Origin of the sequence: Prescottella defluvii, assembly GCF_000738775.1 — a bacterium.
GTDB lineage: Bacteria > Actinomycetota > Actinomycetes > Mycobacteriales > Mycobacteriaceae > Prescottella > Prescottella defluvii.
Window position 1 is genome coordinate 130,499 of the sequence record NZ_JPOC01000009.1, and the last position, 12,402, is coordinate 142,900.

A 12,402-nucleotide genomic window follows, 5' to 3' on the forward strand; every position below is an offset into this window, starting at 1 on the left:
GCCAACTTCTGTTCTCGGACGAGGTGATTGCTCATGTTCACGGTTCGTGTCGTGGCGCGAAGTGCGACGGCGCTCCTGTTCTCGGCGGTGGTCGGAGTGGGGATGTCGACGGTCGGCGGCGGGGTCGCCGCGGCTCAGGAACCGCCGCCGATGCCGGGGATCCTCGGCATCGAGTTGGACGAGGAGGACGGGCGGCCCACCGTCGAGGTGGATTACGTCGATCTCGCGGGCGTGCACCGGGAGGTCGAGATCGACCTGCAGACGGGCCGCATCATCGAGGACGAACCCGCGGGCGGACCGTCAGCGCCGTCCGGTTCGGGGTGACGGTCGCAGCCGAGGTTTGCTGTTGGGCTACGATTCCGGCGTCCAACATGATTCGGACAGCGAAAAGGGTGGAAGTCCGGTGTGAATCCGGCGCGGTCCCGCCACTGTGGTCAGCGACGTCGTCGCTGCGAGCCAGGTCGCCCCGCTGTCCTCTCCGGCTTTCGAGGCGTGCGACCTCGGAAAGGAACCTCCGTGCCCTTCTTCGCCCATCTGCCTGCGCGCTCCCGATACCGACGTCTGCTGACGGCCCTCTGCGCGGCCGGTCTCGCCACCACCGTCACCGCGTGCGGGCAGGCGGTGTCCGGCGAAACCGCCTCCGCGAGCGGCGAGGCCGCCTACGTCGACGCCGCCAACTGTGGCATCACGACACAGCACGACCGGACACCGTCGAAGGCGGTGACGCTCACGTCCAACGCCACCGAGACGATGCTGGAACTGGGGCTCGAGGATCGCATGGTCGGCACCGCCTACCTGCGCGGCCGGGAGATCGCCCCGGACTACGCCGCCGCGTATGCCGAGGTGCCGATCCTGTCATCGGAGCAGCCCACGATGGAACAGCTCATCGACGTCGCCCCCGACTTCGTGTACTCCGGCTACCCGGACGGATTCAGCGAGAAGAACGGCCACACCCGCGAACAACTCGCGCAGGTCGACGTCAAGACGCATCTGAACCCGGAGGGCTGCGCGCAGGGCCCGGTCGAGATCGAGGACATCTTCGCCGAGATCACCACGATCGGCGGCATCTTCCGGGTGCCGGAGCGGGCCGCGACCTCGGTCGCGGCACTGCGCGCGCGACTCGACACCGTCCGTGACCGCGTCGGCGGCGAGCAGCCGATCAAGGTGTTCCTGTACGCCTCGGGCACGGACAAGGCGTCGACCACCGGCGGCAACAGCATGGCCACCGCGTTGATCGAGGCGGCCGGCGGCACCAACGTCTTCGCGGACGTCCCGGAACGTTGGATGAGCGTGTCGTGGGAGCAGGTCGCCGAGCGTGCGCCCGACGTGATCCTCGTGCGCGAGGAGGGGACGACGCCGCAGTACCAGTCACCGTCGGTCGCGCAGAAGATCGCCGACCTGAACGGAGTTCCGGTGATCGCGGCGACCCCGGCGGTCCGGGACCAGGCCTTCGCGACCATCACCCTGTCTCAGTTGCAGCCGGGACCGTACTCGATCGACGGGGTCGAACATCTGGCTCGTCAGTTCCATCCCACCGCCTTCGAGTGATCGGCCAGGCGCAGCGCGCCAGATTCCGGATCGTTCTGCTGGTGGCGACGGCGGTGCTCGTCGTCGTCGCCACCGCGGGCATCCTCGTCGGCTCGGTCGGCGTCGACGCCTCGACCGCGTGGCGGATCATCGGACACCGGATCCTCGGGCCGGACTGGATCACGCCGGACTGGACCCGCGCGCAGGACCTGATCATCGCGGACGCACGACTGCCCCGCGTGATCCTGGCCGGCGTGGTGGGTGCCGGTCTGGCGTTGGTGGGCACCACCATGCAGGCCGTCGTGCGCAATCCGCTGGCCGATCCGGGGATCCTCGGGGTGTCTGCCGGTGCGGCGGTCGGCGCCGTCGCGGTGCTGCGGTTCGGCCTCGGGCCGCAGGCCGTGGCGATGCCGATCGCGGCGTTCCTCGGTGCGCTCGCTGCGATGCTCGTGGTCCTACTCGTCGCGCGGGGGCGCGGAGCCCTCGAGCCGACACGGTTGGTGCTCGCCGGCACCGCGGTGTCGTCGGTCCTGGGCGCGTCGACGTCGTTGATGGTGTTGACGTCCCCGGACCAGAGTCTCGCGGGTCAGGTACTGCAGTGGACGCTCGGCGGCTTCGGCGGCGTGCGCTGGGACAAACTGGTTGTTCCTGCTGTGGTGCTGGGGATTTCGTGCCTCGTACTGCTGCCGTTGGCGCGCAGTCTCAACGTGCTGCTCGCCGGCGACGAGAGCGCGACCGCCCTCGGCCTCGACGTGCGGAGGATGCGGTTCGGGCTGATCGTGCTGTGCGCGGTCCTCACCGGTGTGCTCGTCGCGGTCAGCGGTGTCGTCGGATTCGTCGGGCTGATGATCCCGCACATCGCACGGATGCTCGTCGGCTCGGATCACCGGCGGGTGCTGCCGGTGGCGCTCGTCGTCGGCGCGGGGTTCGCGATCGCGGCCGACCTGGTGGCCCGCACCGTGATGATCCCCCAGGAGATCCCCGTCGGCATCGTCACCGCACTCGTCGGTGGCCCGTACTTCGTGTGGCTGCTGCGCCGCACCACGACCAGATGAGGCGCGAGTGCTGAAGTTCGACCACGTCACCGTGCGAGCCGGGACCAGGACGCTCGTCGACGACGTCACGCTCGACGTCGACGAGGGCGAGATCGTCGCGCTCGTCGGGCCGAACGGGAGCGGCAAGTCGTCGCTGCTGCGGACCGCGTACCGCGCCCTGAAACCGGTGTCGGGGACGGTGACGCTGGGCGGGCGGGACGTGTGGCGGACTCCCGTGCGGACGCTCGGCCGCACCACGGGCGTCGTCACCCAGCACACCCCCGCGGACTTCCCGCTCACCGTCGCCGACGTCGTGCTCCTCGGCCGCGCCGCGCACAAGGGGATGTTCGACGCCGACGACGCCACCGACCACGACCTGGTGATCGCGGGACTGGACGCGGTGGACATGGCCGATCGGGCCGACGACGACTTCGCGACGTTGTCCGGCGGCGAACGGCAGCGCGTGCTGGTCGCGCAGGCCCTGGCCGGGGAACCGTCCGTCCTGATGTTCGACGAGCCCACCAATCACCTGGATGTGCGCCACCAGTACGCCCTCATGAGAGTTGTTCGGGCACAACGATGCACCGCCGTCGTCGCGTTGCACGACCTGGGGCTCGCCGCGCGGTTCTGCGATCGGGTCGCCGTCCTGCACCGCGGACGGATCTGGGGCGTCGGAACACCGCGGGAGATCGTCACCTCGGCGCTGCTCGACGAGGTCTACGGGGTGCGGGCCGAGATCCAGGACCATCCCGGCGACGGCAGCCCCATGGTGGTGGTGCTGTGACCGGCTGGGGCGTGCTCACCCACGTGGACTCCGGACGGTCGGCGCGGGAGAGCATCGAGCGCGCGATCGGGCTGGCACGCGTGGCGGAGGGGGCCGGCTACGACTCGTTCTGGATCGCCCAGCACCGCTTCGGTGACCAGCAAGGAGCGATGCCGAGCCCGCTCGTGCTGCTGGGCGCGTTGGCGCGGGAGACCACCCGCATCCACCTGGGCACCGCGTCGATCGCCGCCGGATTCGACGATCCGCGCCGACTGGTCGAGGACGCCGCCGTCGTCGACGCACTGTCGGGTGGGCGCCTGCAACTGGGACTCGGGAGCGGGTCGTCGGCGCGTGCCACGCAGGCGTGGGGCCTCGACCACGACGACCGGCACGATCGGTTCTGGCGCGTCGTCGACGACGTCCTCGACGCGGCACGCGGTGGCATCGGTGACGCCGCCGCCCGTCACGAGGTGGTCCCATCGGCGGGAGGACTACCGGCCCGCACCTGGGTGACGACCGGCAGTGCACACGGCGTGGACGCGGCGGCGCGCCGCAACCTCGGGCTCATCGTCGGACGCCGCTCGGTGGGACCCGACGGCCCGCTCGCCGAGGACCGGCGGGTCGCGGACCTCGTCCGGCGGTACCGGAAACGCTGCGGAAGCCATGCGCGCGTGGCACTGTCGCGCCCGATCGTCGCCACCACCGACGCCGCTCTCGCCGCACGGCTGCGTGCCGACGAACGGCTGGTCCGACGGCGCCCGGACCTCACCACGGGGGGAGTGGCCGTCGGGACGCCGGAGCAGATCGCCGCGGGACTGTCCGACGATCCCGGATTCCTCCACGCCGACCACGTGCTGATCCACACCCGGCCCCTCGCGGTGCCGTACGAGGTGGAGGCGCAGAGCCTCGCCCTCGTCGCCGAACGGGTCCGCCCGCTGGTGCGGTGACCGCCCCTCTTCGCGCTCAGGTCGTCCATCGGAGTGCGGGCAGGCGGGGAGATCTGGCGTTGCGGCACGAGTGTGTTCGGCAGTGCCGACGAACCGGTGGGTGAACCGGCGGGTGAATTCTTCTTCTCGTATCACCGGTCGGAACATCCGCCGTCGTCACGCCGGTATTGTGCCGGTTTGATGTCGGCCGATGGGGAGGCCCGATACCGGGGACGACCCGGTGGCATCTTCGTTCGAGCGGATGTTCCGATTCAGGGGAGGACAGTCAGGTGATGAGTTCGAAGGTCGGGCGCGCCCGAGTGCTGGCGGTTGCGGTGGTCGTGTCGGCAGGTTCACTGCTCGCGGTGCCGGCCACGGCGTACGCAGACAGCGGCACACCCGCCACCTATGACGTTTCGTCCGGTGCCTACCTGGTGAAATCTACGAAGAACTCCGACCGCAAGGTCACCATCTCGGTGTACTCGCCGTCGATGGACCGCAACATTCCTCTCGAGGTCATCCTTCCCGCGGACAGGAGCGCGCCCCGACCGACGCTGTATCTGCTCAACGGCGCTGGTGGTGGCGAGGATTCGGCTACCTGGCAACGCAAGTCCGACGTCATGGACTTCTTCAAGGACGAGAACGTCAACGTCGTCACCCCACTCGAAGGTGCCTTCAGCTACTACACCGACTGGGAGAAGGACGATTCGAAGCTCGGTCGCCAGAAGTGGCAGACGTTCCTGCTCGAGGAGCTCCCGCCAGTCATCAACGCGGAGTTCGGCACCAACGGCGTTCAGTCGATCGCCGCGATCTCGATGACCGCGACGTCGGTGCTCAACCTTGCCATCGCCAAGCCGGGCTTCTACAAGAGTGTCGGTTCCTACAGCGGCTGCGCCGAGACCAGTACCTGGGCCGGTCAGAGCGCGATCCAGGTCGTGACCGGGGCGCGCGGCGGCGTCGACGTCACCAACATGTGGGGTCCGCTCGACGGCCCCGGCTGGGTCGCGAACGACCCGGTCGCCAACGCCGAAAAGCTGCGCGGCACCGACCTCTACATCACCACCGGCTCCGGCCTGCCCGGTCCCCACGAGACGCTGGACGGACCGGGGATCAACGGCCAGGTCGGGGTGCTGGCCAACCAGATCATCGTCGGCGGTGTCATCGAAGCCGCGACCAACTACTGCACCCACAACCTCGCAAATCGACTCGCGCAGTTGAATATCCCGGCAACGTTCGTGTTCAAGCCCGGTGGCACCCACTCGTGGGCCTACTGGCAGGACGACCTGCACAACCACTGGCCCGCGATTGCACGCTCGATGGGAATCTGAAACCGCCAACGGCATGATCCTGGGGGGCTGGCGCCTGACGCGCCAGTCCCCTCGGCGGTTCCGGCGCCGGGACGATGGTCTTGCACGCCGAGTCGCCGACGGACCGGCCGGCCAGTCCGATCCACCTGCAGCCCGGGGAGAACCGCCCTGGGTGAACACTTCGACATGCGAAGGTGAGGGCACGATTCGGACGGGGAGGCGCGAATGGGGTGGAAGCGGCCGATCCTGTTGTCGACGCTGGGTCTGCTGTTCGGGATGCTGACGACGGGCTGGATGCGTGACAGCGACGAGTCCTTCTGGCAGGCGCAGATGGTGTGGATGAACCTTCCCGCCGGGGCCCTGGCCGTCGCGCTCGGCGTCCCGAGCGAGATCTGGCCGCAGTCGCGGTGGTTGGCGTGGCTGGGCAGTGCCGCTGCGCTGCTGTATGCACTGAAGCAGAGCCCGTACGTGCTGGCCGGCGTGATGGTGATCGGGATGGGCGGGGTGGGCCATCTCCCGGTGTTGCTGCTGCCGTTCAGCTGTCTGCTGTTCGGTGCGGCGTGGATCGCCTTCGGGGTCCGTGCCGGCGGTGCGCCGCAGACGGCCGGGAGGTGGTCGCGTGGGCGGTGATGCGGATGCCGAGTTGTGGCTGCGGGGCTATCTCACGACGACCCTCTCGCGGGAAGACCTGGGCGCGTTCTTGGTGGGGCTCGAGGAGTCGTTCACCGCCGACGTCCCCGAGCTCGCCTCCGACGCCGAACTGCAGCGAGACCTGCGGGCGGCCCTGCGCAGCCAACTGGCGGCCTTCCTCGATGCGAGTCGGCTCTCGGCCGACGGACCGGCCGGCGCCCCGGTGTCGCAGGAGGCGCACGGGCTGGCCCGCACCGTCGCGCAGCGAGGACTGGAACTGCGGGTGCTGTCGCAGCTCTATCACGCCGGCCATCGCGCGATGCTCGCGTTCGCCACCGCGTTTCTCCACCACGAGGATCTCGGCGCCGACTTCAAGCTCGAGGTGCTCGCCACGATGTGGTCGCAGACCAGCGAGCTGCTCAACGCGATGCTGGACGAGCTCGCGGCCACCTACTCGCAGGAGCGGGAGCGACTTCTGCAGGGGGCCTTCGCATCCCGTGTGGCAACCGTCCGCGAGATCCTCGACGGCGGTGGGGACGCCGAGCAGGCTTCGGCTCGCCTCGGCTATCCGTTCCTCCTCGCGCACACGGCCGTCGTCGTGTGGGCCGACGATCCGACGCTGGTCACCGGGTCACTCGACGGTGTCGTGGCACGAATCGCCGGGCCCCGGCGGAGCTTGTCCGTTCCCTCGGGCGCGCACGGTGTGTGGTCGTGGATCGCCGACGATGATTCCGATGCGGGTCCGCCGACTGTCGATCCACAGTCGATTCCGGCGGGTGTCCGGGTCGCGGTCGGCGGCGGCGCCCGCGGCATCGAAGGATTTCGGCGCAGTCACGGTGAGGCGCAGGCCGCGCAGCGCGTCGCGGAAGCCGGGAGGCGGCGTGATCCGGTGACGCGGTACGCGGACGTCGAGGTCGTGTCGATGATGTCGGCGGATCCGCCCGCGATGCGGGTGCTCGTCGAGCGGGAACTCGACGGCCTCCTCGGCGAGGAAGCCGCCTCCGCGCGCCTGCGCGACACCATGCGGGCGGTACTGGCGTGCAACGGAAACCAGGAGGCGGCGGCACGGCGGTTGGGGATCCACAAGAACACCGTCCGCTACCGCATCCAGCGCGCCGAGGAGATCCTCGGCGTCGACCTCCTGGCCCGCCGGCAGAAACTCGAACTCGCGCTCGAATGCCTCGAGGTCTTCGGGCTCTGACTTCCGAGCCGGGGTTACCAGCGCATGATGCTGATGTGGCCTTGGTTGTCGGTGATGGCGATTCCGTAGGTGAGTGTCATGTCGAGGCTGTTGCTGGTGGCGTGGCAGAGGGTGGTTGCGGGGTAGATCAGTGGTGGTCCTCCGGTTAGGCATTGGACGTCGTCGATGGCGGCGGGGACGCCGCTTGTCGTGAGGTCTGTGGCGGCTTGGCTGCGGACGGCGTTCTCGATGTCGGTGGGGGCGAGTGCCCCGGTGTCGGGGTTGGGGAGGAGCTGTGCGGTGGGTGGGGGTGTGAATACCGGCGGCTCGTCTTCCGCGATCTCCATTTTGATGGTGGGTTGGTCGGGTTCTGTGTCGCCGCAGGAGGTGAGGGCCAACGGCAGCAGCAGTGCGGCGAGGCAGGTCCGTGGTCGCATGGGGTGAGTGTGTCAGTGCCAGGGGCTGGTCGGGCCCGCTCGTCCCGAGACGGCATGATGATCCGGTGACTCGGTCCTTCGGTTGGGTGGGCTGTGCCGACGCCGGTGCGGTGTCGTGGTTGGCGCCGTTTCCGTATCCGTACGACGCGCCTTCGGGTGGGTGGTTGGCGGAGCTGTATCCACACGTTCTGCGAATCCTGCATCCGGCCTACCAGTCGCACAGCCCTGACCGGGAACCGATACCGGTGTCGTGGGCACAGGTCGCTGCCGCCCGTGGCACACGGTTGCAGCCGAGAATGAGCTTCTCCGACGTCGGGTCCTTTGGAGGGGCCCGACGAGACCGTTGACGGCGTCTTCGACATGCGACCAGAGGCTGGGTCGCTTCCGTCCGAATGGATCGGCGCCGTCTACGAGCACCTGGACGATGCACACATGGGCCTGCTGTGGGCGGGATGGGGGACGTTCGTGGATGTGGAGATCACCGGGGCCACGCGGGTCGGCGACCCGGCGGGTTGGGAGTATGTGGTGCTCTCGGCGACTCGTGTGATCGACGAGCACACGTTCGTCGCGCGAACACCCAACTTCTGGTGGCCCGAGGATCGTTCGTGGTGTGCAGCCACCGGCGTCGACGAGGAAGACACCCTCGTAGTGTCCACGGACCTCGCGCGGCTGGAAGCGATCCACGCAGACTCACGGCTGGAAACTCAGCTGTACTCGCGCTGACTGGCCCACCGACGTCGCGACCGTGGAGATGCAGTGGACCGAGGTGCCGCGTCACCGGACCGCGGTGAACGTGCTCCGGGGCCCGATCGCCTGACGAGTCGGTCAGGGGACCGTCCAGGCGCCGGCGCCGGATGAGATGACCCATACCCGGTAGTTGATCCCGTCGACCCCACCAGGCGCCGTGGCCACGGCGACCACCGTCCCGGAACCGGTCTCGACCAGTGTGCCGTCGGGGCTGTCGAGGTATGCGACACCCGTTGCGCCGGTAGAGATGTTTCGCCAGTGGACGTGAACAGCGATGTCCGGCCCCAAGCGGGTCACTCCCGGAGTATCTGGATCGGTGGTGGCGGTCACGTAGGTGTAGCCCGACCTCGGGGGTTTGCTCGAACCGATGCTGAGGGGTGGCCGAGAGGCTGTAGGCGCGATACGGGCAGGGATGCGCGGCAGTCGACAGGTGTCCGCGCGCTGACGGCGCTAGTCTTCTCATCGTGATGGGGGAGACATCTATAGGTAGCTGGTCATCGATGCTGGTCGGCATCGCGACGGGGGCACTGACGGCACTGCTGCTCAATCTGCTCGCCATCGGGGCGCTACGCGACGTGTGGGGAATCGACCCGCACCCGTCGGCCGGCGCGATGTACTGGGTGTGCCTGCTGCTCCCTCTGGCCGTGGGCATCGCGATTGCCGCAACGCTCGGGTTTCTTCACCGGCGCGCTCGCCCCACGGCCGTAGCCTTCCTCACCACCTACGTGGTGCTCGGCGCCGGAATGGCTGCATTCCAGAACTTCCTGGACACATTCGCCGACCACATGTGATACGTCCCGGGCGTCGCCCCGGAGGAAGCCGATCTCGATGCCGTCGGTCCGCAGGGTCTCGAAGTCCTGCCGCGAGTTGGTCAGTGCGGTGAACCGGCGGGCGCCGGTGTTCGATCACGCATACGTCGACCTCGACCAGGTGGTCGATGTCGACGCCCCGACCGCTCAGCGACGCAGGAATTCGAGTGCGACTCGCTCGAACGCGTCCTTGGCCTCGATCATCACCCAGTGACCGCAGTTCGGGAAGATGTGAAGCTCGGCGTTGGGCGCCAGTCGGAGCGGGACGAGTGGCATGTCGGGTGGGCACTGCCTGTCGTCGAGTCCCCACGTGAACAGGGTCGGGCACTGAACCTTGCGCATCATCGACCAGTAGGGCGGGGCGTCGGAGTTCTCGAGCGCCCGCTGCTGGGCATCGGCTGCCTCGGAGCCGTACATCGCGGCCAGCGTCTTGTGGGACGCCGGATCCTTCGCTGTCTCCCAACGCTCTTCGATACGTTCCTCCGTGACCACCGCACGGTCGTGCACCATGCACTCGAGCCACCGCACCAACTTCTCGCGACTGGGTTGATCGGCGAAGTCCCGCAGCAGGCGTGTGCCCTCGCTCGGCGCCTGGCTGAAGATGTTCGGCCCGATTCCACCGATCGTGATCAGCTTCTCGACACGGCCGGGATGCTGCATCGCCACCTGCGCGCCGACGACCCCGCCCATCGAATTGCCAATGATCGCAGCAGATTCGATGCCGAGCGCGTCCATGAACCGCGTCACCGACTCCGTCGCGGCCCGCATCGGGTGGCCCTTCACCGGGTCACTGACACCGAACCCGGGGAACTCGAGCGCGTAGCAGTGGAAGTGCTCGGCGAAGACGTCCAGATTCCCTCGGTAGTTGCGCCATCCGCTCACCCCGATCCCGGATCCGTGCAGCAGCAACAGGGGAGGGCCTTCCCCGGCCTCGTGGTACCGCAGGACACCCTTGTCGGTGACGACTTCCCTCTTGCTCCCCTCGTAGGTGATCTCCGCTACCGGCGACGCCATCGTTGTGGACATCAGTTCTTCTCCCTCCCATGGCCGACGCAGTCACCCTCGAACTGCGCCTTCGGCATACCGTCACGAGCACAGTATCAACATGTTGTTACAGAGCAACAGTATGTTTTATGAACATATTTTGATTCGTAAGGTGGCGGTCATGAGGGCGCAGGGCCGCGAAGCCGGCCCTGTCCGGTGCAGGGCCTCAGGAGCTGTGTCGTGCCGGAAGCGGCGGCGATGGCAGAATGGCTGCAGAACACAACAACTTGTGATGTCGAAGATTCAGTGGCGGTGGGGGAAGATTCCGGTGGCAGAGGAAGTTGACAGCAACCCGCTGTCCGAGGTGCTCGACGACCGCCTCGGCACTCACATTCGACGGATCGCGCGGCTGATCATCGATGCCAAAACCGCCGCCCTGCGACCGCTCGATCTCACGGTTCCGCAGTACTCGACGCTGCTGTCGGTCAAGCACCTCGAGCCGACCTCCGCAGCTCAGCTCGCGCGAACCGGGATGGGCACCCCTCAGGCAACGGCGACGATGCTCTCTACCCTCGAGAACAAGGGCCTCATCAGCCGCCGGCCCTCACCCATGCACCAGAAGCTCATCGAGGTCCGCCTGACTGCGCTCGGCGCGAAGACGATCGAGGAGGCCGACGACCTCGCTGAAGGCATCGAATCTCGACTGCGTGCGGCGATCGGCGAAGAACTGTTCGACAGCGTCCTCAGAATCGAACAGGTAGCAGAGGATCTGCTGCAGTGACAGCCCGCTCGTGACGCACACCGCATGCCCTCACGCAGCATGCGGAATGGCGCCCAACTCGGACTCCGATGGAGTGCCCCGGAATCCACGCTGCCGGCGCGGCTGCAGTGGTTCTCGCGTTCGTTCCTGCCGACGATGGACCGGATTCGAGGGTTGCTGCCGTGGATGCGGCGACGGTGAAGACTAACGTCCCGAACTTGGTTGCACTGCAGGGATGTTCGGACGCCGAGCGGAAACAGGTGACGTCGTCGACTGCCGCGTCTGCACTCCTCGATGCGCGGACCGGTGCGGTCCTGAGCGTCGAGGCGGGCAACGTCGTACCCGACGGGGCAGCATCGGCCATGGTCCCTGCGCCCTAGAGTGCGTCCGTCGCCGGCGCCGACCAGCGCGCCACGAATATCACCCGCCGCACCGTGAACTGCTCCCCAGAAGTTGGACTGAGAATCGAGGTCCTAGCTCCTGGCGAGACCGGCCCTGGCTAGCCGAGTTGAGCACACTGACTCTTGTTGCCGTGGAGGGTCATTCGAAAGAGACGCCGAGGATGCCGAGATTCGTTGTGGATGCGGCTTCCTCGACCCATCCCATCCACTCACCGATCTGCTCGGCCGCCCGAGGGCTCAGCGAAGCATGTTGTTCCGACATGACCGCTTGCCACTGCTCCCATACCCGTCGGCAGTCCTCGTTGGTCCACGGGCTGAACTCCCGGAACCACTCGAGCCGGGCCGCATCGACGTTCAAGGCATTCAGTTCCGCGTCCATCCATTCCGTCCAGCCGGGCCGGATATCCGCCAGCCAACGACATTCGAACTCAGAGGCCAACGTGGCGTATGCCTCGTTGAAGGTGTCGTTCCAGTCGCTGCCGGTGTCCTCGCCGAATATCAGCCTTCGCAGCGCTTCGAGTTGACTGATCTCATCGGGCTCACGCTCTTCGAGGTCGGCCTCGAGGTCTTCGCGGTTCTCCTCGACAAGCCGGGCGAACAGTTCGGCATCGCGCGACCCGCACGCGGCCTCGATTTTGGCGATGTCGGCCAGCGCGAAGCTGATGAAACTACCCATACTTCGCACCATACTGGCGGGCACTGACGCGGCACTAGCCTCGCGCCTTCGCGCCTTTGATGTGCCGGCCTGATCCCTTTCGGGTTGGTTGTTTCGGCCGGTAGCGGCAGCGGGAGCCCGATGTCCTCGGCGACCCGTTCGACGCCGGTCATGAACTCGCCGATCTTCTCGGGATGTCAGTGCGTGACGTAGAAGGTCAGGCGAAGGACGTCGTTGAATGT

General features: G+C 67.7%; 16 protein-coding genes and 1 riboswitch. Of the genes, 12 read left to right on the forward strand and 4 right to left on the reverse strand.

Translation table 11 applies throughout. The features are described from left to right. Window positions 1-33: 33 nt before the first annotated feature. The 8 genes from IJ15_RS0104425 to IJ15_RS0104460 all read left to right on the forward strand — a co-directional run bounded on the left by IJ15_RS0104425 (window position 34) and on the right by IJ15_RS0104460 (window position 7,388). The gene (locus tag IJ15_RS0104425) at window positions 34-324 is read left to right on the forward strand and encodes a PepSY domain-containing protein (RefSeq protein ID WP_031937139.1); all 291 of its coding nucleotides are present in this window, start codon (window positions 34-36) and stop codon (window positions 322-324) included. Window positions 325-366: 42 nt separating this feature from the next. Further along, a riboswitch (adenosylcobalamin (AdoCbl) riboswitch) is annotated at window positions 367-514 on the forward strand. Between the two features lie 2 nt (window positions 515-516). After that, window positions 517-1,548 carry an ABC transporter substrate-binding protein gene (locus IJ15_RS0104430; RefSeq protein ID WP_051918499.1) on the forward strand — a complete coding sequence of 344 codons (1,032 nt, stop codon included), beginning with the start codon at window positions 517-519 and terminating at the stop codon, window positions 1,546-1,548. Further along, window positions 1,545-2,582 carry a FecCD family ABC transporter permease gene (locus IJ15_RS0104435; protein ID WP_051918500.1) on the forward strand — a complete coding sequence of 346 codons (1,038 nt, stop codon included), beginning with the start codon at window positions 1,545-1,547 and terminating at the stop codon, window positions 2,580-2,582. Before IJ15_RS0104430 ends, IJ15_RS0104435 begins: the two co-directional genes overlap by 4 nt. A 7-nt stretch (window positions 2,583-2,589) precedes the next feature. Then, window positions 2,590-3,345 carry an ABC transporter ATP-binding protein gene (locus IJ15_RS0104440; RefSeq protein ID WP_031937142.1) on the forward strand — a complete coding sequence of 252 codons (756 nt, stop codon included), beginning with the start codon at window positions 2,590-2,592 and terminating at the stop codon, window positions 3,343-3,345. Then, window positions 3,342-4,271, forward strand: a complete 930-nt coding sequence (locus IJ15_RS25225) for an LLM class flavin-dependent oxidoreductase (RefSeq protein WP_051918501.1) — start codon at window positions 3,342-3,344, stop codon at window positions 4,269-4,271. The genes IJ15_RS0104440 and IJ15_RS25225 overlap by 4 nt, the downstream gene beginning before the upstream one ends. 272 nt (window positions 4,272-4,543) lie before the next feature. Further along, entirely contained in the window at window positions 4,544-5,578 is a 1,035-nt protein-coding gene (locus IJ15_RS0104450; protein WP_031937144.1) for an alpha/beta hydrolase, read from the forward strand. A 204-nt stretch (window positions 5,579-5,782) separates the two neighbouring features. After that, window positions 5,783-6,187 carry a hypothetical protein gene (locus IJ15_RS0104455; protein ID WP_031937145.1) on the forward strand — a complete coding sequence of 135 codons (405 nt, stop codon included), beginning with the start codon at window positions 5,783-5,785 and terminating at the stop codon, window positions 6,185-6,187. Continuing rightward, entirely contained in the window at window positions 6,177-7,388 is a 1,212-nt protein-coding gene (locus IJ15_RS0104460; protein WP_031937146.1) for a PucR family transcriptional regulator, read from the forward strand. The genes IJ15_RS0104455 and IJ15_RS0104460 overlap by 11 nt, the downstream gene beginning before the upstream one ends. Before the next feature lie 14 nt (window positions 7,389-7,402). Here the strand turns inward: IJ15_RS0104460 and IJ15_RS0104465 are convergent, their stop codons facing one another. Beyond that, window positions 7,403-7,804 carry a hypothetical protein gene (locus IJ15_RS0104465; RefSeq protein WP_031937147.1) on the reverse strand — a complete coding sequence of 134 codons (402 nt, stop codon included), beginning with the start codon at window positions 7,802-7,804 and terminating at the stop codon, window positions 7,403-7,405. Window positions 7,805-8,164: 360 nt separating this feature from the next. Between IJ15_RS0104465 and IJ15_RS0104470 the strand changes: the two genes are divergently transcribed. Then, on the forward strand, window positions 8,165-8,527 hold the full coding sequence (locus tag IJ15_RS0104470; protein ID WP_156112017.1) for a hypothetical protein: 363 nt from the start codon (window positions 8,165-8,167) through the stop codon (window positions 8,525-8,527). 102 nt (window positions 8,528-8,629) lie between these two features. On the opposite strand, the gene IJ15_RS0104475 is transcribed toward IJ15_RS0104470, so the two are convergent. Continuing rightward, window positions 8,630-8,848, reverse strand: coding sequence for a hypothetical protein (locus IJ15_RS0104475; RefSeq protein WP_051918502.1), 219 nt, complete (start codon window positions 8,846-8,848; stop codon window positions 8,630-8,632). A gap of 203 nt (window positions 8,849-9,051) precedes the next feature. Between IJ15_RS0104475 and IJ15_RS0104480 the strand changes: the two genes are divergently transcribed. Further along, window positions 9,052-9,342 carry a hypothetical protein gene (locus tag IJ15_RS0104480; RefSeq protein WP_031937150.1) on the forward strand — a complete coding sequence of 97 codons (291 nt, stop codon included), beginning with the start codon at window positions 9,052-9,054 and terminating at the stop codon, window positions 9,340-9,342. A 165-nt stretch (window positions 9,343-9,507) separates the two neighbouring features. On the opposite strand, the gene IJ15_RS0104485 is transcribed toward IJ15_RS0104480, so the two are convergent. After that, window positions 9,508-10,386, reverse strand: a complete 879-nt coding sequence (locus IJ15_RS0104485; RefSeq protein WP_081880576.1) for an alpha/beta fold hydrolase — start codon at window positions 10,384-10,386, stop codon at window positions 9,508-9,510. Between the two features lie 79 nt (window positions 10,387-10,465). Between IJ15_RS0104485 and IJ15_RS0104490 the strand changes: the two genes are divergently transcribed. Then, on the forward strand, window positions 10,466-11,125 hold the full coding sequence (locus tag IJ15_RS0104490; RefSeq protein WP_231569417.1) for a MarR family winged helix-turn-helix transcriptional regulator: 660 nt from the start codon (window positions 10,466-10,468) through the stop codon (window positions 11,123-11,125). Window positions 11,126-11,322: 197 nt separating this feature from the next. After that, window positions 11,323-11,484, forward strand: coding sequence for a hypothetical protein (locus IJ15_RS0104495; protein ID WP_156112018.1), 162 nt, complete (start codon window positions 11,323-11,325; stop codon window positions 11,482-11,484). Window positions 11,485-11,644: 160 nt separating this feature from the next. Here the strand turns inward: IJ15_RS0104495 and IJ15_RS26340 are convergent, their stop codons facing one another. Beyond that, window positions 11,645-12,181: a DUF7691 family protein gene (locus tag IJ15_RS26340; RefSeq protein ID WP_031937154.1), complete on the reverse strand. Its 537-nt coding sequence runs from the start codon at window positions 12,179-12,181 to the stop codon at window positions 11,645-11,647. Window positions 12,182-12,402: the final 221 nt, after the last annotated feature.

What these genes read in the sequence shown, in the direction of transcription:
- IJ15_RS26340 (WP_031937154.1), bottom strand. Translation starts at nt 12,181, where the DNA reads ATGGGTAGTTTCATCAGCTTCGCGCTGGCCGACATCGCCAAAATCGAG.
- IJ15_RS0104470 (WP_156112017.1), top strand. Translation starts at nt 8,165, where the DNA reads ATGCGACCAGAGGCTGGGTCGCTTCCGTCCGAATGGATCGGCGCCGTC.
- IJ15_RS0104485 (WP_081880576.1), bottom strand. Translation starts at nt 10,386, where the DNA reads ATGTCCACAACGATGGCGTCGCCGGTAGCGGAGATCACCTACGAGGGG.
- IJ15_RS0104450 (WP_031937144.1), top strand. Translation starts at nt 4,544, where the DNA reads ATGAGTTCGAAGGTCGGGCGCGCCCGAGTGCTGGCGGTTGCGGTGGTC.
- IJ15_RS0104490 (WP_231569417.1), top strand. Translation starts at nt 10,466, where the DNA reads ATGTTGTTACAGAGCAACAGTATGTTTTATGAACATATTTTGATTCGT.
- IJ15_RS0104455 (WP_031937145.1), top strand. Translation starts at nt 5,783, where the DNA reads ATGGGGTGGAAGCGGCCGATCCTGTTGTCGACGCTGGGTCTGCTGTTC.
- IJ15_RS0104480 (WP_031937150.1), top strand. Translation starts at nt 9,052, where the DNA reads ATGCTGGTCGGCATCGCGACGGGGGCACTGACGGCACTGCTGCTCAAT.
- IJ15_RS0104465 (WP_031937147.1), bottom strand. Translation starts at nt 7,804, where the DNA reads ATGCGACCACGGACCTGCCTCGCCGCACTGCTGCTGCCGTTGGCCCTC.
- IJ15_RS0104425 (WP_031937139.1), top strand. Translation starts at nt 34, where the DNA reads ATGTTCACGGTTCGTGTCGTGGCGCGAAGTGCGACGGCGCTCCTGTTC.